General features: G+C 40.5%; 25 protein-coding genes. 9 read left to right on the forward strand and 16 right to left on the reverse strand.

Annotation, left to right across the window (positions count from 1 at the left end; translation table 11 throughout):
• Positions 1-2: 2 nt before the first annotated feature.
• On the reverse strand, positions 3-968 hold the full coding sequence (locus LEP1GSC185_RS04245) for an alkaline phosphatase family protein (RefSeq protein WP_008593938.1): 966 nt from the start codon (positions 966-968) through the stop codon (positions 3-5).
• Between the two features lie 77 nt (positions 969-1,045).
• Between LEP1GSC185_RS04245 and LEP1GSC185_RS04250 the strand changes: the two genes are divergently transcribed.
• Genes LEP1GSC185_RS04250 through LEP1GSC185_RS04270 form a run of 5 tightly spaced genes read left to right on the forward strand, consistent with a single transcriptional unit; the run spans position 1,046 to position 5,524 of the window.
• On the forward strand, positions 1,046-2,047 hold the full coding sequence (locus LEP1GSC185_RS04250; RefSeq protein ID WP_232298480.1) for a hypothetical protein: 1,002 nt from the start codon (positions 1,046-1,048) through the stop codon (positions 2,045-2,047).
• Positions 2,044-4,281, forward strand: coding sequence for a hypothetical protein (locus LEP1GSC185_RS04255; RefSeq protein ID WP_008593591.1), 2,238 nt, complete (start codon positions 2,044-2,046; stop codon positions 4,279-4,281). Before LEP1GSC185_RS04250 ends, LEP1GSC185_RS04255 begins: the two co-directional genes overlap by 4 nt.
• A gap of 33 nt (positions 4,282-4,314) precedes the next feature.
• A complete protein-coding gene (locus tag LEP1GSC185_RS04260; protein ID WP_008594641.1) occupies positions 4,315-4,908 on the forward strand; it encodes a tetratricopeptide repeat protein in 594 nt (197 codons plus the stop codon).
• Positions 4,908-5,111, forward strand: coding sequence for a hypothetical protein (locus tag LEP1GSC185_RS04265; protein ID WP_010513917.1), 204 nt, complete (start codon positions 4,908-4,910; stop codon positions 5,109-5,111). The genes LEP1GSC185_RS04260 and LEP1GSC185_RS04265 overlap by 1 nt, the downstream gene beginning before the upstream one ends.
• Positions 5,108-5,524, forward strand: coding sequence for a hypothetical protein (locus LEP1GSC185_RS04270; RefSeq protein WP_008594971.1), 417 nt, complete (start codon positions 5,108-5,110; stop codon positions 5,522-5,524). Before LEP1GSC185_RS04265 ends, LEP1GSC185_RS04270 begins: the two co-directional genes overlap by 4 nt.
• Here LEP1GSC185_RS04270 and LEP1GSC185_RS04275 read toward each other — a convergent pair.
• The 4 genes from LEP1GSC185_RS04275 to serC form a co-directional block, all read right to left on the reverse strand.
• The gene (locus tag LEP1GSC185_RS04275) at positions 5,486-7,366 is read right to left on the reverse strand and encodes a hypothetical protein (RefSeq protein WP_008594553.1); all 1,881 of its coding nucleotides are present in this window, start codon (positions 7,364-7,366) and stop codon (positions 5,486-5,488) included. The two genes, LEP1GSC185_RS04270 and LEP1GSC185_RS04275, sit on opposite strands and share 39 nt — an antisense overlap.
• A 24-nt stretch (positions 7,367-7,390) precedes the next feature.
• Positions 7,391-7,825: a ribose 5-phosphate isomerase B gene (gene rpiB / locus LEP1GSC185_RS04280; RefSeq protein ID WP_008595093.1), complete on the reverse strand. Its 435-nt coding sequence runs from the start codon at positions 7,823-7,825 to the stop codon at positions 7,391-7,393.
• Positions 7,826-7,904: 79 nt separating this feature from the next.
• Positions 7,905-8,480, reverse strand: a complete 576-nt coding sequence (locus LEP1GSC185_RS04285; RefSeq protein WP_008594010.1) for a hypothetical protein — start codon at positions 8,478-8,480, stop codon at positions 7,905-7,907.
• Positions 8,481-8,498: 18 nt separating this feature from the next.
• Positions 8,499-9,590, reverse strand: a complete 1,092-nt coding sequence (serC, locus tag LEP1GSC185_RS04290; protein WP_024863903.1) for a 3-phosphoserine/phosphohydroxythreonine transaminase — start codon at positions 9,588-9,590, stop codon at positions 8,499-8,501.
• A gap of 159 nt (positions 9,591-9,749) precedes the next feature.
• On the opposite strand from serC, the gene LEP1GSC185_RS04295 reads away from it, so the two are divergent.
• Complete coding sequence (locus LEP1GSC185_RS04295) at positions 9,750-11,423, forward strand: P83/100 family protein (RefSeq protein ID WP_008593750.1); 1,674 nt, start codon at positions 9,750-9,752, stop codon at positions 11,421-11,423.
• 74 nt (positions 11,424-11,497) lie between these two features.
• Here the strand turns inward: LEP1GSC185_RS04295 and LEP1GSC185_RS04300 are convergent, their stop codons facing one another.
• From LEP1GSC185_RS04300 to flgB, 5 genes are read right to left on the reverse strand one after another with little or no spacing between them, the layout of a single operon-like run.
• Positions 11,498-11,917 (reverse strand): DUF4345 family protein, encoded by a 420-nt coding sequence (locus tag LEP1GSC185_RS04300; protein WP_232298481.1) that lies wholly within the window; start codon positions 11,915-11,917, stop codon positions 11,498-11,500.
• Between the two features lie 59 nt (positions 11,918-11,976).
• On the reverse strand, positions 11,977-13,056 hold the full coding sequence (locus LEP1GSC185_RS04305; protein WP_008594384.1) for a helix-turn-helix domain-containing protein: 1,080 nt from the start codon (positions 13,054-13,056) through the stop codon (positions 11,977-11,979).
• Positions 13,057-13,111: 55 nt separating this feature from the next.
• Positions 13,112-13,492: a flagellar hook-basal body complex protein FliE gene (gene fliE, locus LEP1GSC185_RS04310; RefSeq protein ID WP_008594907.1), complete on the reverse strand. Its 381-nt coding sequence runs from the start codon at positions 13,490-13,492 to the stop codon at positions 13,112-13,114.
• 12 nt (positions 13,493-13,504) lie between these two features.
• Positions 13,505-13,966, reverse strand: coding sequence for a flagellar basal body rod protein FlgC (flgC, locus tag LEP1GSC185_RS04315; RefSeq protein WP_008594730.1), 462 nt, complete (start codon positions 13,964-13,966; stop codon positions 13,505-13,507).
• A 37-nt stretch (positions 13,967-14,003) separates the two neighbouring features.
• Positions 14,004-14,435, reverse strand: a complete 432-nt coding sequence (gene flgB, locus LEP1GSC185_RS04320; protein WP_008595201.1) for a flagellar basal body rod protein FlgB — start codon at positions 14,433-14,435, stop codon at positions 14,004-14,006.
• A gap of 109 nt (positions 14,436-14,544) precedes the next feature.
• Between flgB and LEP1GSC185_RS04325 the strand changes: the two genes are divergently transcribed.
• From LEP1GSC185_RS04325 to LEP1GSC185_RS04335, 3 genes are all read left to right on the forward strand, one after another.
• Positions 14,545-14,835, forward strand: coding sequence for an STAS domain-containing protein (locus tag LEP1GSC185_RS04325; RefSeq protein WP_024863904.1), 291 nt, complete (start codon positions 14,545-14,547; stop codon positions 14,833-14,835).
• 99 nt (positions 14,836-14,934) lie between these two features.
• On the forward strand, positions 14,935-15,339 hold the full coding sequence (locus LEP1GSC185_RS04330) for an LIC10301 family lipoprotein (protein ID WP_232298482.1): 405 nt from the start codon (positions 14,935-14,937) through the stop codon (positions 15,337-15,339).
• Entirely contained in the window at positions 15,336-16,433 is a 1,098-nt protein-coding gene (locus LEP1GSC185_RS04335) for a tetratricopeptide repeat protein (RefSeq protein WP_175284887.1), read from the forward strand. The genes LEP1GSC185_RS04330 and LEP1GSC185_RS04335 overlap by 4 nt, the downstream gene beginning before the upstream one ends.
• Before the next feature lie 4 nt (positions 16,434-16,437).
• Here LEP1GSC185_RS04335 and LEP1GSC185_RS04340 read toward each other — a convergent pair whose 3' ends face one another.
• The 6 genes from LEP1GSC185_RS04340 to LEP1GSC185_RS20015 form a co-directional block, all read right to left on the reverse strand.
• Positions 16,438-16,863 carry a YbaN family protein gene (locus LEP1GSC185_RS04340; protein WP_008595724.1) on the reverse strand — a complete coding sequence of 142 codons (426 nt, stop codon included), beginning with the start codon at positions 16,861-16,863 and terminating at the stop codon, positions 16,438-16,440.
• A gap of 111 nt (positions 16,864-16,974) precedes the next feature.
• Positions 16,975-18,384: an NAD(P)(+) transhydrogenase (Re/Si-specific) subunit beta gene (locus LEP1GSC185_RS04345; RefSeq protein ID WP_008594404.1), complete on the reverse strand. Its 1,410-nt coding sequence runs from the start codon at positions 18,382-18,384 to the stop codon at positions 16,975-16,977.
• Positions 18,385-18,391: 7 nt separating this feature from the next.
• On the reverse strand, positions 18,392-18,673 hold the full coding sequence (locus LEP1GSC185_RS04350; protein ID WP_008594681.1) for an NAD(P) transhydrogenase subunit alpha part 2: 282 nt from the start codon (positions 18,671-18,673) through the stop codon (positions 18,392-18,394).
• Between the two features lie 64 nt (positions 18,674-18,737).
• Complete coding sequence (queC, locus tag LEP1GSC185_RS04355; RefSeq protein WP_008595794.1) at positions 18,738-19,445, reverse strand: 7-cyano-7-deazaguanine synthase QueC; 708 nt, start codon at positions 19,443-19,445, stop codon at positions 18,738-18,740.
• 3 nt (positions 19,446-19,448) lie between these two features.
• Positions 19,449-19,826, reverse strand: a complete 378-nt coding sequence (gene queD / locus LEP1GSC185_RS04360; RefSeq protein ID WP_008595161.1) for a 6-carboxytetrahydropterin synthase QueD — start codon at positions 19,824-19,826, stop codon at positions 19,449-19,451.
• A gap of 113 nt (positions 19,827-19,939) precedes the next feature.
• Positions 19,940-20,089: a hypothetical protein gene (locus tag LEP1GSC185_RS20015; protein ID WP_008594055.1), complete on the reverse strand. Its 150-nt coding sequence runs from the start codon at positions 20,087-20,089 to the stop codon at positions 19,940-19,942.
• Positions 20,090-20,328: the final 239 nt, after the last annotated feature.

A 20,328-nucleotide genomic window follows, 5' to 3' on the forward strand; every position in this document is an offset into this window, starting at 1 on the left:
TTTTAATGAGCTGAAGTCTGAATAAATTCCTGTTCAGACATTTGGATATGTAACCCTAAACAATCGTAGATTGCATGCGGGATATCCTTTAATGCGTGGATCCTGTCCTTCATTTGTTTTGTGTATTTACCGAATAGAATGGTGGGGACTGGATTTATAGTATGAACGTCGACGGTAAGATCTTCTAGGTTTCCGTGATCGGAAGTCAGAATGAGTTGATCTTGTTCCGGATCCATCGCATCTAAAACTCCGAGTAAAAAGTTCTCCAAGTCGGAGATACATTTTTCGGCTCCTTTCCAATTCATCTTATGGCCTACTTTATCCGTGATAAAATACTCATAGATACATAACGTGTGATCTTTCATCGCGGGAATGATCTCTTTTCCGGTTTTGTAAGGATCTTGGAGCTCTAAAACCGGATCATCCTTATCTATAAAATCCTTTCCGAATTTTCGGAGAAAATCACGGCTGATGTCCATATAGAGACCTTTGCCATCTCTAAGATCATCCATATCCTTTAAAGGTTTGTCAGCAGCCATTTGGATGAGAGTAGAAGCGGACACATGCCTAGGATGTTTTTTTATATGTTCCGCAAATCCGGGAGTATAACAGTTCAGTAAATCCGCTTTAAATCCATGTTCTTCTAAAACACGAATAATGGAATATTTTGCGATGATACGTTTTAAGGTGAATGTAGGGAATCCACTCATATGGCGGTTCAACACCTGGCAAGCGTTGATTCCGGTCCAAAGCGAAGTTTGTCCTGTTGCACTTTGGGGAAGACCTTTGATCCCCATACTCGCGTCCGTTTTCAGATAGGTGAGTTGTTTTAAACGGGAGGGAGAATTTTCAGGGATCGTTTTACCGCCCAAGGGTAGAAAAATCCCCTTTGCATACTTGGAGAACGGATTTTTATCCGGATTGTTTTCCCCAAAGCCTATCCCGTCTATAAATACATAAAATATCATTTTATTGGTCTGAGAAGTATCGATTATCCCACTGAATTAGACTGATTCTTTATGATGGAATCGCCGATACTAGAAACGTGAACCCGCGTAAACATAGCAAAAGATCTCGAATTCTAACTCTGATACTGCTATGTATCGTATTGATTTCCATCCCTTTTTTTCCGAGTGCATGGAAGGACGCGGTTTTCTTTTCCCCTATCCAAATTCTTAGTTTGTATCCTAAACTGAAAAAAGAATCTTTCCTAGACTCAATCCTAGAAAGATTTCAGAACAAGTATTACGACTTGGGTTATAGATTCGAATATTTAATGAGAGAACTCCCCAAACCGGAAACGGACAAGGATGCGGAGGTTCTCGGCAAACTTTTCAGTTCTTCTATCCAATTAAAACAGATCCGCATTTACGATTACAATTATAGGACAATGTATTCTTCCGATCCGAAGGGACCTGGATTTCATAAAGGGCTCAGACTACTCGGAATGCAGGTCCCTAAAGCAAGTTGGGCAGAAGATACGGACGGGTTTTTATTATACAGAAATTCTTCCGGAGATCTTTATCTTCAAATCCTAAAAGAAGACGGAGACAGGATCGTACAAGAAGCAAGCGGTTATAAAAAATCTTTTTTGCCTAGAGACTTCTCGGAAGGAATTTTATATTGGGTCTTTAAAAAAAAGGAAGAGGATTCCGAACTGCTAGAAACAAATCTGAATCCCGATAGTACACTATTTCCGGATAATAACGAAGTTCCAACTTCGGAAGAATCCAAGGTGATGATACATGCACTTTTGGATAAAAATTCTAAATCTCAAAATATTTTAGTCCGTCCTGTTTGGGAGAAGATAACTAAGGCAGATCTTGAAATATTCCTATCACAACCTAGAAAGACAAGAGCAGAAGAGTTGTTATTGATCTTAAGCGCTTTTGGAATTTCTTTGATCTCCCTGGTCTGCGGGATACTCGCCTCTCGAGTTTTGTTCACTATCAGAATGGAGAATCGTTTTTCTGAAAGAGAAGAAGTGATCCAAGTGAAAACCGAGCTAATCCGTTTACTCGGACAATTTAGGGAAAAGACAAAATGATCGGCTTTAAATTCAGACTCATACTCGCTCTATCTTTTATTTTTTCCGTCTCAGTATTATTCTTAGAGCCGTATTTTCCTTCCGGGATTTTTTATAAGTCCAGATTGGAGTCAGTCTTCTCTTCTTTTAATAAAGAGATCTTAGAGCTTGAAAAAAAGATACGTGAATCCGATCCGGAAGAGTTGGATACCAATAATCTATTTCTTCCGGTTCGAAACTTTTTATCATGGGATCCGAACTTAAAAAATACTCCGAACCTGGAATTTTCCGGAGATAAAGAAAGATATCTGTTGTCCCAGGCATGGGAAGGTAAGATAAGCCGTCTTCTTTCTTTGGAAAATGAACCTGTATTATTCGTTCCATTATATACAAAGTCGGTTGCGGTGCTTGCAGTACTCGATAAGGAAAAATTCAAAATTTCCTTGGACGACAAAGTAGAATACTTTGTTCCTGAGCCTAGACTCGGCACATTCCAAGATTGGGAAGAAAAAGGAGATAAGACCGATCCAAGAAAAATTTCGGAAGAAGTCCTGAAGTCTATGAAGGAAGGCGGGAACGACTTCAGGGAAATTCGCCTGGGAGATAAATTATACAGAGCCTATTATGCATTCTATCCGGAGGAGAAAATAGGGTTCATTCAGGGCATTCTTCTTTTAGTTCCTTTTGAGCGTAACATTTTCTTAATATTATTCCCGGTGTTTTTCGGGTTACTATTCTTGTTGGATGTTTGCATTCTTTTTGTAAGAAAAAGTAAATCCTCCTCTTCTTACGCAAAATCGGATGTATCCAAACTCATCCAAACTCTTTCCCAAAGAATAGAAGAAACAAATTTTAAACAGGTAGAAGCCGCAAAATTTCCTGAACTTCAAACTGTGCCTGAAATAGTAACCGTTCCTCCCGTTTTGGAAACGAAACCGAACGCAAGCGGCACATTTTATGTTCTACCATTCGACCTACCTGGAGATTCGTTTTTAACTCCTAAATTTTTAAGAGAGAAGAAGGAACCGATCCATATAGAAAGAGAAGCCGTATCCGCTCCTTCTTCCGTATCTGTCGTCGAAATGCCGGAAGCTTTACAGAAGAAGAGAGATTCTATCTTTACGGACGAATTGGCAAGGCTTGTGGAGAAGGTCAAATCTACTTCTCCTGAAATTCCTCAGATAGAAATATCGGATCGTCCTAAAGATTCAGGACTTTTAGCGAAAGCGCTCAGAGTGACCGGGCTTGCAGAGATCGGTTTAAAAGCAGCGAGAGGTCTTGCGCCTCAACATAAGTCCAGATTTTTCCTTTGGGCAAGGGCTTGGTGGGGAATTCGTAAAACGGATCCGAATGAAGAACTTCCACTTTCTGAAAAGTTCAGAAGCTGGCTGGATAAGCAACCTATCCGTGAAAAAAGAAAGATCTTAGAAGTTTTAGATGAGATCCACCAAGGTCTGGATACTCCAATTTCTTCTTTATTAAAATATTATCTTACGATTTTTTCTTCTCTTCATCTGAAATCTTTCAGTATTCATTTTTATGACAGAAGGAGAGGGGCGTATCTCCCTGTTGTGTCTTACGGTTTACAGCCTTATAGTCGCCAGAATATGATCTTTCTATATGGAGACCAGTTTTTAGGAAAAGAAGTGGGAGATGTTTCTATCATAGACGTCACTGAAGAAAGACGTAACGATCATTTTTTCCGTAAAAAATTCGACTCTGCGGATTTGGACGGAGTGATGAGGATTATTTCCTTCCCACTTTTCAGATCCGGTTTGGATTTTAGGTTTTTCTTAATGTTCCCAGATCCGCCTAATAACGATCTGGCGGAGAAGATAAGAGAGAATGTTGAAAATTCCATTGAACCAGTAGAAGACGCATTTTTACAATTAGAGATCGAGCAGGCTTCTCATGCCATCCAAGACAAAAGAGATTTGGTGCAGATCCAATTCTTACTTCTTCGTTGGGCAACCCATGGAGAAAGGAGCAGATGTAATTTATACAAGATCAAATGTACGGGCGACTTGGATTATTCTTCTATAGACAAATGGAGAAAAGAAGTCCTTGAGGAGATCCAACCTAGGCTTGGATCGGAAGATTACGGTTTTGGAGTTTCTCCTTCCGAAATTTTTGTTTTATCCAGAGAGGAAAGAGAATCCGAACTAAAAATGATTTTGGATTCGATCGGTAAAGAGTATAAGATCACTCCTCTTCCTTATCCGGAAAATGGAAAAAATTTATACACGTATATTTAATATTTTCCTAAATCGGATAGAATTGAATCTGAAATGCGCTTTCTCTGTATTGTAATTTTATTTTGTGCCGGTCTATCTGCTTCTTATTCCCAAGAAGAGAATAGAAGGGAATGGAATAAGGCTGCGAAACAGAAAGTTTCACTTCTTCACCAAAGCGGAAAGGAAGCGGAGAGTCTCCCTTTCTTAGAAGAATACGTCAAAAAAAATCCGAACGAGTTAATCTACAAACTCTACCTGGCTCGGGCACTTTTTTGGAGAGCCGATTTGGAATTGCCCGGTCATTCCGAAGATGTATTTTCAAGAATGGAGAAGGTACGAAAAATTCGGGACAATTATCTGCGAGCTGCGAGTCTTTTCGAGGAGAATGTGGGCTATTTAGGAAAGGTAAGTCCAAGAGATCCCGATTTGGGTAAGTGGACCTTTTTATGGGCTATGTCGGAGTGGTATGCGGGGAGGGAAGACCGGGCCATCCAGCTGTTTAAAAAGTCTTTTAAACATGATTTTCGTTTAAACCAGGCGAATTATAATATTGCGGCGATTTACGAAAGCCTGGGACAGATACTAGATTCTCAAATTTATTACGGAACCTACTTGAAAAACGAAAAGGAACTGAAAGAAGAGGAGTAATGGCTCGTGTCGAAAGAAGATTTCAAATGCTCCTCACAGAGGAAGAATTCGAATTATTAAGGACGGAAGCGGAAAAAAGAGACCTCTCAGCTTCCGAGTTACTTCGCTCTTGTTTCAGGAACGAAATTTTTAAATCGGATTCTTATCAAAGATTAGAAGCATTGAGAGAATTATCCAAAATTTATCCGGAAGCAAAAGTTTGAAGTTATTAGTTTCTTCCGATTGTTTTAGGGAATTGCTGCTTGGAAATCCAACTTCTCGACGTTCCGTATCGAACGCGATCGAATCTCTTACCAAAAAAAATCATATTTTCGTTTTGGCTCTTCCTAGTTTGGATGGAGTTCTTGCAAAAGAATCCGATCCTTTAACTAGAGAGATCATTTGGACCCAGTCCAAAAATCTGTTCTTGGATTTTCTTCCCGTAAGAAAAGAAGAGATCTCTCTTGCGATACGACTTTCTGCCTCTAAGAGTTTAGAATGGAAAGAATGGTTGGAGATTGCTACAGCTTCTTTGGCTGATCTGGACGGGATCTTGTGCATAGATCCTAAATGGAAAGAGCAGAATCTAGTAAAGATCTTACTCGCTCAGGAAATAAACCTCGACGGGGTCGCTTAAAGGACTGAGCTGGTCCGGGCCATTCTCCGGATCATACACTGAGTTATAAGCGGCAACTTTGAAATAATACGTTAGTCCCTTTTGGAAGAATAAAAGTTTTTTATCGTAAGGGTCTTTGCGAGGTTTCGGCTTTTTCTTTTTGGATTTTGGACTTTCGTCATCCTCGTCATTTTCTTCGGGTTTTTCCGCGTTCAAAGAAATGAGTCGATTGTCTATACACTGACAAAGTTTAGGACCGCTCATATCATTACGCTTGGGACAGCTGGAATCATCACCCAGGATCGGATCCAAATACTCACTCATTGGATGTTTGGTCTTTCCCTTAGCGGTTAAAACCGGCATTTTTCCTTTTGAGAGTTCTTTACTGGTGCCTTTTAAGATTCCCACCATACGATTCGGGCCGACTCCATAGTGAATGACATAGCCGCCTTTCTGTTGCACATTCCTTTCCGGGTTTTGGGTCCAGCTTAAACAAACACGAGGACCTTGCGCTTCAGGATCAAAATCGTCAAAATTTACAATTTTTAAACCGGCAGGTTTGACCGGCGGAACCGTTTCTCTATAAGAAAATGTTAATGCTTCTAACTCGGGACTGGACTTAGAGCCGGAGTCCGTCTTAAATTTTACTTTTACTTGGTAATATTTGAAATAATAGAGCTTTTTTCCCCATACCTTATCTAAGGGGATACGATAGCTGGAGGTTTTTCCTTTGGGAGATCTTTCTTCTTCCGTTTCTCTGTACGGATCATCCTCTTTAAATTCTTCGTCTATGTTTCTGAGATCTATAGACCTCCAAGCCGGATACTCTTCCGTTTTGGAGAAAATTTTTGGAGATGATCTGAAATATAATTCTAATACGGAAGATTTAGGAACATTCGCTTTTAATAATACTGCTTCCGGTATTGAGTTGGAGAATTTGGTTTTATAAACAGGAGAGATTGCGGTCCCGAATTTTGCATCCGCGGTAAACGATGATGGATCGTATTTTTGTCCGTCGTATTGAGTGGACAAGACTTCAGGATCCGGACTTCCCTTGGAGACCAAAAAATCATCCAACCATCCGTAAAAACTTTCCCCGATCTTAAACGGTGTGCTGTCTTCCGGATGAAAGCCGATCCTAATAATAGGCTCTTTGGAAGAAACAGAGGCTCTATCCGTTTCTTTTCCGTTTATGTATAATACGATCTCTCTTTGAGCAGGTTTGAAATGGATGATAAAATGATTCCAATCCGATCTGGAAAGTCTGGAGTTCCCCGAAAGTTTGAGTGATAGATGGGTCTTGTCCTCTTTCTGAAAAAAATTACGGAATTCTAATATTGGGATCTCGTCTTTTATCCTGAGGTCCCACCCGAATTTTTTCCCTCTTGTGTAAATGTCTTTGGAGAGTAATACAGCTTCCTTATCTAGGTTTCCCGGCAATAAAAAGAAGGAGATATAGAATTCTTCTTTGATATCCGGGCTTGTAAGTATTCCTTTTGTTTTGCCGGATATTTTGATCCCGGATCTTTTACCCACGAAACCCGCTGATCTTTTTCCGGAATGTGCTTTTGCTGAATCCGGAAGATAAGAAGAAGATAATATTCTATAGCCGCCTGACTTATCGCTCAGATCGGCGGCTTCTTTCTCTTCGAAATCTAAAAATAGATCCGAACCTTCTTTACGATCTCGAGGACTTAATTCTAATTTCGGGGCTCCGTTTTCTGTACTTCCCAAACGGACATATTTAAGAACGAATGCGCTTAAAGAAAATGAGTTGGATTCGGCAGAGATCGAGCCTGAGAAAGAGGAAACAAGACCGACCAAACCTAAGAGATAGACCGGATAAAGGATCTTGTTTCGCATTATTAAAAAGTTATTTTTCCGTTTTTAAACGATGGTGTCTAACTGACCCACCCTTCTTTCATGACGTCCAGCTTCGAAAGAAGTATTCAGCCATTTTTGAGCGATGCGGGTAGCAAGTTCTTTGCCTAAAACTCTTCCGCCTAATACCAATACGTTTGCATTGTTATGACGACGAGACATTTCTGCAGTGAACTCGTCATGGCAAAGAGCAGCTCTGATCCCTTTATGACGGTTTGCTGCAATAGAAGCTCCAATTCCTGTTCCACAAAGTGCGATCAGTCCATCCACTTCTTTTGAAAGTACTTTTTTGCAAGCGTCTGCAATTACCAAAGGATAATCCACGGAGGTCTCGTCCTTTACGCCAAAGTCCAGGATCTCAATCGAGTCCGCCAATTCTTTGCGAAGGTATTCTTTGAGTTCGAATCCGCCGTGATCGGAAGCGATGCCAATTTTTTTCATGTTCTATAGGTACCGTACCTACGTGAATTCTCCGATTCAAGCAATTTACAACAAGGATCGGAAAATAAGGAAAATATCCTTAATCGAAGAGTCCTTCTTTCAAGAAATCGGGAGCGGTCTGGTAGAATTCCCAATGTTGGAAGAATAGGGCCATATAGGTGTTTTGGAAAGTCGATAAGGGAAGAAGCTTTTCCGATAAGGATTGATATTCAGCCTGGTGCAGCCTTGCTAAAAGTTCCTTTTTAGCCTCTAAAAAATTACGTAGGTTTTTCTCTTCATATGCGGATAAACGAATGGTCTTTTCGTCCGAGAGCAAAAAGTTTTCGTAATAAGAGAACATAAGCTCTTTAGTTTCCCTGTGATGAGAATGGTCCGCGAGTAAACTTTCCTTTTCTTCATCGGTTAATCCGGACATACGGATACATTCTAAACTTTGGTACGCGGATTTTGCTTCGTGTAAGGCAAGATTTTCGGCGATCTTGGTTCTTTCTTCCGGAGAAAGTTTAGAAGTATAAAATTCCTTTAATTCTTTGGATGTCCCGCCTTGGGATAAACAATGGTTTATCTTAAGTTTTGTAGGAAAGAATAGAGGAGAAGCGGATATCCGACCGATACCTGCACACACTATAGTTAGGATTAGAAGAATGTATTTCATTCTATTTGTCCGGAAGCTTTAGGCCTTCTTCTCGAATTCCTTCATGTATTCCACTAAGGCAATTACACCTTCCTTAGGCATAGAGTTATAGATAGAAGCTCTTAAGCCGCCGACTAGTCTATGACCTTCCAAACCGTGGAGTCCTATTTCTTCTGCTCCCGCCAAAAACTTAGATTCTAAATTTTTGTCATGCAGAGTGAATACGACATTCATTACGGATCTTGAATTCGGTTTTACCGGAGCATTATAGAAGGAAGTGGTGCCCAGATAATCGTAGAGGATTTTTGCCTTCTCTTCGTTCATCTTTTCGATCTTTTCCACTCCACCTAGATCCTTTAACCATTCGAATACAAGTTTGGACATGTAAATGGAATAAGTAGGTGGAGTATTGTACATGGATTTATTTTTTGCGGTCAAAGCATAATCCATCAATATCGGAACTGTTCTGCCAGAGCGACCAAGTAAGTCTTTGCGTATGATGAGCACACTTAAACCGGAAGGCCCGATATTCTTTTGTGCTCCCGCAAATATTGCACCGAATTTACTCACATCTATTTTTCTGGAAAGAATTTCGGAAGTCATATCCGCGATCAAAGGAGCCTTAGTTATATTCGGGATTGTTGCATAACGAGTTCCTAATAAAGTATTATTAGAAGTGATATACACATAACCTGCTCCAGGATTTACCATGGAGTCGTTTAGTTCCGGAGACTCGGTGTATTTATGATCCTCTCCATCGTAAATTTTTTTGACCGGGTTGAATCTAAGTGCTTCTTCCATAGCCTTTTTTGCCCAGATACCTGTGACTGCAAAATCTGCGGACTCTCCTTCTTTTAGGAGATTTAAGGGTAGGGCGGAGAAGTGAAGGCTAGCTCCTCCGGAAAGAAACATAATTTCGTAATTTTCGGGAACGGATAATAATTCTCTGAGCAAGGAAAGGGAAGTATCCAGGACTTCTTCAAAAAGTTTTCCCCTATGACTGTCTTCCATAATGGACATACCGGACCCGCGATAGTTCAGAAACTCGGAAGCTGCCTTTTCCATGACTGGAGTGGGAAGCATCGCAGGGCCTGCGCAAAAATTGTAGATTCGGCGCTCAAATTTGCTCATGAGGTTAGGGTAAAAATCAGGTCTTGGGAGGCAACTTCTTACTGTTCCAACATTCGGTAAGAATTGAAAAATCCTTGGCAGAGTCCTATCTAGAATCGTAAGATAGCCATTCGTCTCTCCCATCTTTTGGGAGGATTCGTTTTTCAAAGGAGTTCCATAATGTCACGGATTCGACTGGCCGTATTTCTAATCTTCCTCGGAAGTTTTAGCTTTCCGATCCTCGCCCAAGAAGGGCCTAAACTTGGAGAAAAGGAAGTTCGTTCTTCCGGAAAAGTGAACTTCGTCAATAGATCCGCGGCAAGAGCGGACGAAGAGACAAAAGGAAGTAATGCAAGAACCGGAGCCGGATTATCCGAGGCATTAAAGAAGGATCCTAAATCGGCAGCTTCTGCGGATGGGATCACTGCGATCCGTATCCTTCCCGATGAGAAAGAAAAAAAATTCGGCGCCGATCTGATCAGCATCGGTAAAGACGCAGATTACGGACATATCAACTCTATCCAAAGGATACTTTCCGGGTATGTTAAAGCAAACTTTGGATATTCAGAAGCGAATTCGGATACATTAGCGACTTATATACTTTATTACAACGCGATCCATCGTAAGGCGACCGATTATGTGAAGCGTAAATACAACACCGAAGTTGTAAAGAACGCACAAAACGATAAGATCGGTATCGGTAGACGTTATACGGAATGGCCTGGAAAAACTCAGATCATCATTCCCATCGTGTTTAACGTTCTTTCCGACGATGGAAAGGATCTGGATACGGATGAGCTGGAGAAAGAAGTCAATAAGGACCTGGACAAAAAGAAAGAAGGCCAAGACGACAAGAAAAAAATGAACGACCTTCAAAACGAGAAGGCAGAAGAAGAGAAGCGTAAACTCCAGGACAAAAAAGAAGAGAATAGAAAAAAACAAGAAGATGCTTCCAACAAAGAAAGAGAAGCTGAAAGAGAGATCCAGGAACTGAACAAAGATCCTGTTAAGAACAAACAAAAGATCGTTCAAAAACAGGAAGAACGTAAACAGGCCCAACAAGAACAACAAAAGGCCAAAAAAGAAGAGCAACAATTAAAGGAAAAAGAGAAAGAGATCGCGAAAAAAGAAGAATCTCGTAAATCTGATTCCAAGTCTTCCTCATCATCTTCCGATTCCAAAAGTTCTTCCTCCGGAGACTCAAAAAAATCAGAAGCTAAGTCCGACGATAATAAATCCAAGGAAGAGTTAAAACAAGAACTGAAGGAAACCAAAAAGGAACTGGAAACGGTAAAAGAGGAACAGAAGAAAAAAGAAGATTTCGATAAGAACGTTGTCGGAGGAAAAATTCTGTTCTTAAAAACCTTAAAGTACACTTCAGATGGGCATTATAGCAATGAGCTTAATGCATTAGATCCTACCAAAGATGATGTAATCTTCAAAGGAGACTTTAATAAGATTTGCGGGCGCACATTCGAAGTAATCGATGGAAAAGCTCTCGTAGTCGGTTACGAGTCAGATCACTCTGCGGCTCACAAACTTATACTGATAGACCAAGAAACATTAAAGCCTGCTGTTTGGTCTGCAGATTCCGTATTCTGGCGTTCTCCAATGATCATCAAAGGTGAAGAGGTTTATGCCTTTGAAGAAAGAAACGGAAAATATTATTTAAGCCGTTACGACAAAGGTTTAAAGAAAACTGCCGGAAGTGAAGAAGAGATCAGCCCGAACTCCAATGTAACTTTCTTCGGTGAAAAAATTTACGTTACGGGCAAGGAAGAAGGTTCCGGAAAAACGGAGATTGCAGTGTTCAGTAAAGCCGATCTTAAATTGATCAAAAAGATCAAACCTTAAGATTTAGGCTTCATTTATATGAAGAAGGCGGGCTTGGACCCGCCTTTTTTATTTTCGGAGAAGTTCCGCTCCCCTTAATTTTTTCTTAAAAGCCAAGCCCCTAAAAATACGGAGACGATCTCAGTAGCCATACTTAAGTAGATGTATTCGTTTCCTGGTCCATCCAGAAATAAAGTGTATAGTCTTGCGATAAACAATCCTGCAGCACTTGCTACTGAAAGAAGAATTGCCTGGGTCCTAAATTCCTGTTTTACTAAGCCGTAATATACTAAAAGCCCGACCCCGAAACATAATCCGGAATACATCGCCCTAAAATCCGCAAGCGCTGCACTGGAATGTATCGTATAACCGATAACATTTGCCAAAGGAATTGGAAACAGAAGGAATGCCACGGTAAATCCGGCGTATACAGCTAAATTTAGAGCCAGAAAAATTTTGGTGATCCAACTGATAAGTGAACCGGTTTGATCTGAAATGGATTGAGTTTGCATCATTGTCCTCTCATTTAGAATGAGAAGAAGATACATCGTTTACGGAGATAGGTCGTCCGGCGTTATAAAGGCTTACACATTTTTCGATAAGAAATCGGGGTTTTTTGGGTAAGTTTTAGAAAAGCCTCATTGAAAGAAGATCGGTTATTAAAACCGACTGTCATAGCGATCTCTAGAACCGTTTTATCCGTTTCGGACAAAAGCCGTTTTGCATCTTCTATCCTATGATGGTTGATGAGCGCGAAATATCCTTTTCCAATCCTATTATTGATCAGCTCCGAAAATTGGTGAGTGGTCAGGGACAATTCTTTTGCAAGTTCTGCCAAGGACAGATCTTCTCTACGATGTATTTTTTCGGATTCGAAAAGAAAGTTTAGTTTTTCTAATATAGGATCGATTTCCAAACCTTCTAATCTGGTCCTGGAATATTTCGACTTTGCTATATCGGAACGAATGGCCTCCGGAAAATCGAAATATTTCCTGCGAATATAATACACAAGCGATACTGCAAGTGTCACCGTCAAAAGTGCAAGTTTCAGAAAGATAGGATCGAATATCAGTCCAATCATTCCGAAAACGGAGACAATCAAACAATCTAGAGCAAATATCCCAAATAAGATCTTAAATTTCAGTTCAGAGATTTGAGGAAGTATCTTAAAGATTGGAAAAACAAAACCTAGCGAGAATATTCCTGCGCCTATATAAAGGATGCCGATACCGGAAATCGGATCTTGGATATTCCGGTGGATCTCGGTAGATGTAGCAGGTCCGGAATATTCTCCCAATCTAAAAAATAAAACGGCGCCCAAACAAACTAAGAATGGAAGGAAGAAGAGCGAATGAACTGCTTTGTATCTGAAGTCTTCTTTCAAGAAAGCAAGAAGAGTTAAAAAAGCAAAAGTAGGCGGGAGATATAAAAGAGGAAGATTCCAAAGTTTTAGGTTTAGATCCTGGCCTGCATTCTGGTTCAGGACGAGGGAACCAGAAAGTTGCATAAATCCCAACGAGACTAGAGTAAAAGAAAGGTAAACTTGGAATCTATGTTTTCTATCGGAAGGAAATTCTCCGATTGCGAGTAAAAACGAAAGAAATCCTCCGAAGAGGATCATCCCGTCAGAAAACCATCCGAGTAACTCAGGCATGGTCTTATTGTATTTTTGGAATAGATAAGTCGAATCGAAATTAGAATGATAAAAATTATCTCATAGAAGTAAGATCTCTGTAAGCTCTTACAACTCCGTCCGCTAAGGTTTTAGTGAATGTGAGAGCCACTCTTGCTTTTTCAGATGCAATCATTACTTCGTGAGCGTCCACACTGTTCGGATCGTATACCATTTTTTGAGTAAGTTCGTCCGCTTCTACTTGCAGATCGTTTACGGATTTGAATGCGTTTCTCATCGCTTCTGAAAAACTTTCAGCAACGTAATCGGGAGCAACGGGCTCTTTAACATCTCCGTAATGACGTTGGTCGTCTATCTTTACGGAAACCTTGTCTCCTTTAGGAGAAAGAGGAAAACGAGAATCGGAATATCCGGAGTTATAAGTGTACCAAAGTTTGGAATTAAAATCTACGTTCATTTTTCTTTCCTATTAAGCTCTTCCGATCTCTAGGGCTTTGTTGAACATTGCCTTGGACCCGTTGATCATCTGGACGTTTGCCTCGTAAGATCTGGAGGCAGAGATCATGTCCGTCATTTCGGTGACTATATTTACGTTCGGCATTTCTACATAGCCTTTTTTAGGTCCGATTTGGATCGCGTCTGGATGAGTTGGATCATAAGTTAATCTTAAAGGACTCATATCCTTCTCGATTTTCATTACTTTCACACCTTTACCCTCGCCAGGAGAAAGGCCAAAAGGATAAACGGGGCTTTTCCATTTGGTTCTAAGATTTACAGGAGTCAGGATCACTCTGTCTCTACGAAAAGGGCCGTCACCGTTTGTATTTCTAGTAGTAGTCGCGTTTGCGATATTGTTCCCGATCACATCCATACGGAGTCTTTGTGCGGAAAGTCCGGTGGCGGAGATATTAACTGCGCTAAATAGTCCCATCTTCTTCCTCTAAACCTTAGCTATGTCTCTATTGAGATTAAGCCAACCTCATTACGTTCTTCAAATCGCGGAAGTTCGCATTCATTCTTTCGACCATCATCATGTATTGCATTTGAGAATTGGAAGCTTCCATTACTTCTTTCTCGGGATCTACGTTATTTCCATCGGCTCTGACTGTGGTCAGATAATCTATGTTTGCCTTGGGTTGTACGGATTTATAATCTAATGGAGTAAAAAAGGAAATATGACGTTCGTCTTCGATCCTGGTCGGGATTGCTTTAGAAGCTTCAATCTTTTCCGATTCTAACGCTCTTTTGATCATGGATTCGAAAAGTACTTCACTTCTCTTAAAATGGGGAACATCTGCATTTGCGATATTGTCTGCGAGGACTTTTCTTTTTAAAGAGGCGGCGTTCATTCCTCTCTCTAATAAGTCCTGAGTCTTCATGAAATGTGTTTTTTGGAACATAAAGCTCTCCCGTATAAAATTTCGGTTGAATTTCAAAATTCCCAAAGATAAAAAAAGGAATCTGGCCGAAAATTTCTTAGAAAAGGCCAAAAAAGGACTCAAATTGAAAATGGGTGAAAATTCGGAGATTATCGAGATCAAGCCGGAGCTGACAGCCCTTTTTAACGACTATTACGCATTTCGAAACCAGTTAATGGATGCGATCGCCAAAAAACCGGCTAAAATCGTCCTGGATCTAAGTAAAATTCCTGTGATGAATTCCATTTCTATCAGTTCCCTGGTTTGGTTCTGCAAAAACGCCAAGTTAGAAGGGATAGCGATCGATATAAGAGAGATACATCCTGATTTAATGAAAACTTTCGAAGTGCTAAAGATCGACGAATACTTTCAGCGGATCTAAAATCTCAGCTCAATCAGCTTAAACTATACCCTCGTTCCTAGGTTCCAGGGCTTCGGGAATTCCCTGGACATCTTTACTATGCGGTATAGCTTGGCTTCCATGAAAAAAATACTTTTTTCCCTATCGGTCTTATCCTTACTCATAGGCTGTCAACCTCCTCTACAGGAGAGAATCTTAGGTATTTGGGAAAGAACTTCCGTTTGTGCTGCAGACGGACAGTGCAAAAATTCAGAGCCGGGCAAGGCTCCTAAACTCTCTATCTTTAGACCAGGACTTGCGATCTATGAAAATCCGGAAGATCCTGAAAACCAGCGCAGGATAGAATATGAGTTTTACGAAAAAGAAACCAAATCCAGAGAGCCTGAACTTATATTTAGATTTTTGAATTTAGGATTCGACATTCGTTATATCGTTAAAAAAGCGAATAAAGAGACTCTGGAACTATTCAGTCCCGAACTCAATAATACCGAAGTTTATAAAAAGTTAGGTCCTGCTCCCGAATGATCTTTTGTCGGAAGAATATTTTTGTGTTACTTCTAAGTTCTGTACTCCTATTCGGAGCTGGCCTAGGATCTAAGGAAACCGAAACTTCCGACGAAAACCAATCCATAATTGCCCCTTCTCCTGAAGGGGAGTTACCTCTTCCTCCTCAACCCACAGACCAAAGCGAAGTTTCTAGAAAAAAATACCAGATCTTGGCTTTGAATACAGAAACGATCAATCTGCTAAGATCCAATGCTTTGGCTCGAGCCCAAGCAAATATAGAACGTTTGAAAAAGTTGGATCCGGATTGTTTGGAGTATCATTATCTAAACGGTGCGTATTTGTACGTGATCGGAAGATATCCACAATCCAAAAAATCACTCTTGAAAGCTGTGGAGATCAATCCAAGCCATGATCCGTCCTATTATCTTCTTGGAATGATCTTTGTTAGAAGGGGTAAATGGGAATCTTCCGTTCAGTATTTCCAAAAAGCTGTGGAGCTTGCGAATTATAATCCTTTTTACAGATTGAATATGGCTTTGGCTTATTTCGAAACGGGGCAATATCTTAAAGCAAAAGCGGAAGCGGAGAAGGGAATAGAACTCAAACCTAATTACAGAAATCTAAAGCTGATCTTATTAAAAGTGAATTTTCTTTTGGGAAATAAAGCGGATGCACTTGCTCAATGTAAGGAATTTGCAAAAGAAGGTTTTATTCACAGGGAATTCGCTTATATCTATGCAAGACTTGCGATGGATATAGATAAAAATTTCCGTAAGGCGATCAAACTTTATAATCAGTTCCCCGATCTCCCTTTTAATGAGAAAAGATTTTTGGCCCATGCATACTTTCATACGGCGAATTACAGGGCCGCTGCAAATATTTATTCTATAATTTCAGGTTCTAAGATCCTTTCGGAAGAAGATAGGGTCAATTATCTCAGATCTTTGGTGTTTATAAAGGATTACAGAAGATTAGAAAATTTTGTAGCTTCTTGGATGTTGGAAGAGCCCGAAAAAAAATTAAAGATCCAAGAAGCGTTGGATACAGCGGAACTTCTAAGAGAGAACGATCCGAAAGTATACCATATGCTTCCTTCTCGATCTCCTTATTAACCGATTATTCCGCTGCTTCTTGCTTTTTTGTGGGAAATCGAAGAATATAATAAATTACGCATATACCGATCACTGCCATTCCGATCCGAACCTGCAAGAGAGGTGCGAATATCGCACTGACTGTCATTGTGATCACTATCGTGGAAACGGAGATGATCTTTGCTTTAAGTGGGATCGCTTTGTGGATCCTCCAATCTCTAATAAAACTTCCGAAATATTTATTATTCATCAGCCAGTTATAGAACTTTTGAGAAGCCCTTGCATAACAGGCAGCGGTTAAAAGTAAGAAAGGTGTAGTAGGAAGGACCGGTGTAAATATCCCGATAATTCCCAAAATCAAGGATATGGTTCCTATTATGATCAATAAATAACGAACGAATCCATATCTGTGAAGTTTTACTTCGTGGCTATAATCCTTCTGTTCTGCCAATGGAATACCTCTTATCTAAGGTGTTTTGTTTTCAATTCAGGTTAATAAAAAAAGGGAGGCCAAAGCCTCCCTTTTGCAAGAATCATTTCCGTTATTTTCGGAAAATCCTTCTTAGGTATCCTTGAGTGCGGTCACTATTTCTTGGGTGGCTTTTTTACCATCTTGGAAATACATGAGGCAGTTTTCTTGGATGAAGAGAGGGTTAGGAACCCCTGCAAATCCAGGACTCAAGGAACGTTTGATCACGATAATGGTTTTTGCTTTGTCCACATCTAAGATCGGCATTCCGGCGATTGGAGAACCTGGATCCGTTTTTGCCAGAGGGTTCACCACGTCGTTAGCACCGTTGATGATGACTACGTCTACAGTGTTGAATGTAGGATTGATCTCGTCCATTTCCTTCATTTTATCGTAAGGAATATCAGCTTCCGCTAATAGAACGTTCATGTGACCAGGCATCCTTCCTGCAACCGGGTGGATCGCAAATTCAACTTCGATTCCTTTATCGGTAAGTTGGTTGTAAAGCTCACGAACTGCGTGTTGCGCTTGAGCGACTGCCATTCCGTAACCTGGAACGATCACCACTCTTTGAGCCATATCCAGTAACATTGCCACTTCTTCTGCGGAAGTAGCTTTTGTTTTACCAGTATAGATGTCTCCGGAATCTGCAGAAGAAGTAGCTGCTCCGATCCCGCCGAAAAGAACGTTCGGAAGAGAACGGTTCATAGCCTTACACATGATCTGAGTAAGAAGGATACCGGAAGCTCCTACAAGAGACCCAGAGATGATAAGAACATTGTTCCCTAAAACGAATCCTGTAGCGGAAGCTGCAAGTCCGGAATAAGAGTTCAAAAGAGCGATTACCACCGGCATATCCGCTCCACCGATAGGAATTACTAACAGAACTCCTAAAACAGAAGCTACTAGTACGACGTACCAATACCATTCTATTTTAGTAGGTTCGGTTACATTCAAGTAACCTAAGTAAAGCGCACCGATCAAAAATAAAACTTTAACAATCTGGTCTCCGAAGTAACGAACCGCTTTTTCAGAGATCAAACCTTGCAGTTTTCCGAAAGCGATCAAACTTCCTGTAAGAGTTACTGCTCCGATAATACCGGTAGCTGCAGTAGAGATTGTGAACTGAAGATCTGCAAGTTGTTTAGTATCATGACCCGGTTGTAGGATCTCCATTAAAGAGTTTCCACCGACTAAAAAGGAAGCAAGTCCTCCGAGTCCGTTCAGAAGCGCCACAAGCTGAGGCATTCCGGTCATTTCTACTTTAAGAGCGATAAAAGTACCGATTGCAGTTCCGACTAGGACTGCAGCACCTATAATGATGATATCGCTTTGGGTAATGGTCCCGTATTCAAAGAATACTCCCACTACCGCAAGGAACATACCGAAAGCTCCGGTAAAATTCCCTCTTACAGCAGTTTTAGGATGAGAAAGTAACTTTAATCCAATGATAAAAAGGATACTTGAAACTAGATAAATGAGGTTAATATACGCTTTTTCCATTTATGGTTTAATCCTTTTTCTTGAACATTCCCAACATGCGGTGAGTTACTACGAACCCCCCGATCACGTTGACGGTTGCAGCAACGATCGCGATAAATCCTAATACTTGAATAATCCAATGATTTGTAGTATGAAGAGTTAAGATCGCTCCGATGACTGTGATCCCCGAAATGGCGTTAGAGCCTGACATAAGAGGGGTATGTAATAGAGGAGGAATACGGTTGATGACCTCGATTCCTACGAACACTGCGATTAAAAATATCGTCAGGTAGCTTACGAACTGTTCCATATTAGCTTCCTATGGACGGCGGCGGGGAAAATTCCTCAAAACCGATGCCTTAAAATCTGTTCGTTCACTTTTCCGGGACGCCTGCTTCCTGAAAACCCTTTTTTCGAAGCAAGCAGGAGTCGCATTTTCCGCAGGGTTTGCCTCCGATGGGATCATAACAAGAATGAGTCATAGAAAACGGAACACCCAATTTAGAGCCCAATAACACGATCTCTTTTTTGTCTAAGAACTGCAAAGGAGTGCAGATCTCAAGAGGGTGACCTTCGGATCCTGTTTTGGTCCCGATTCGGATCGCGTCCGAATATGCTTTTATAAATTCAGGTCTGCAATCCGGATAACCGGAATAATCTAAAGCATTCACACCAATATAGAGTCTTTTGGCTCCGATACCTTCCGCTAAAGAAACTCCGAAAGATAAAAACAAAATATTTCTACCGGGAACATAAGTGTTCGGGATCTCGGAATGTCCTAAAGAATTTTTAGGCACCTTGATCTTCTTTTCAGTAAGAGAAGAACCTTGGAAAAATTCAGGATTTAATTTTTGGATCAGATGAGGCACTTCTAAAAGTTTTGTGATCTTTTTGGCCGATTTCAGTTCTTGTTTATGTTTTTGATTATAATCGAAGGAAAGAGCGATAGGAGAATAACCGTCTTGGACGGCTTGGTACAAACAAGTGGTAGAATCCAATCCGCCTGAAAAAAGAACGACCGCTTTCGGATTTTTAGAATGAGATTTTGTTCGAACACTGTTCGACCTCGAAGAAGAACTCATTTTTTATTTCTCGGAAGGTCCGTTATAAACGCATGCGCTTGTGCAGGTTTCGTTTAAAGTGATCTTGTATAAAAGAGAAAGTTGAGGTTTAAGTTTTTTCCATAACCAGATGCTGATATTTTCGCTGGTTGGATTTTCTAGACCTTCTATTTCATTCAGAAGATAATGGTCTAGATAGTTTTCGAGCAAAGGTTTAACAACCTTGCTGACTTCCGCGAAGTCCATTAACCAACCCGTTTTTTGGTCCACCTTACCTTTCAGATGTAATTTGAATCGAAAGCTATGCCCATGCATCCTTCTGCACTTATGACCTTCCGGAACGTTCGGGAGGAAATGAGCGGCATCGAAACGAAATTCTTTGGTAAGTTCTATTTCTTCCATTTGGATGTTGGACGAATGGTTGGTTCTGGAAAATGAAAGCCCGGTTTCGGAGCGCCGATCCGGAAATACGCAGACCGACTTCGCAAGTCGGTCTTAAGAAGGCCGAGTAGAGATTACTTTTTAACCAGTTCTTTCAGGATTTCCTGTTTTTTCTGGTCCTTCTGAAATTCGTTTAATACCAGCCACTCACGTTTAATCTGTTTCTCATTAATACCTTTTGCTTCCGCGTATTTTTTGAGAAGTTTAGCTGTTTTTTGGTTCATACCAACCAAAATCCGGGTCGTTTCCCCACTGTCAAGTATAGAAGGTTTGCTCTAAGTGCCGCCAAATCAAAATGAGTTCTAACTTAACCGGCCGAAAAGAACTACGATTATGTCCAGAATACTCCCGAATTGGAACGGAATAAACATAGGATTCTGTAGAATTTCGATAAGAACTGTAGATTGTTGAGTTAGTGAATGAAATTGAAAGGTTGATATTTTTCAACGTTAGTTCTTGTTAA

This window comes from Leptospira licerasiae serovar Varillal str. VAR 010 (assembly GCF_000244755.1).
In the GTDB taxonomy this organism is placed as follows: Bacteria; Spirochaetota; Leptospiria; order Leptospirales; family Leptospiraceae; genus Leptospira_B; species Leptospira_B licerasiae.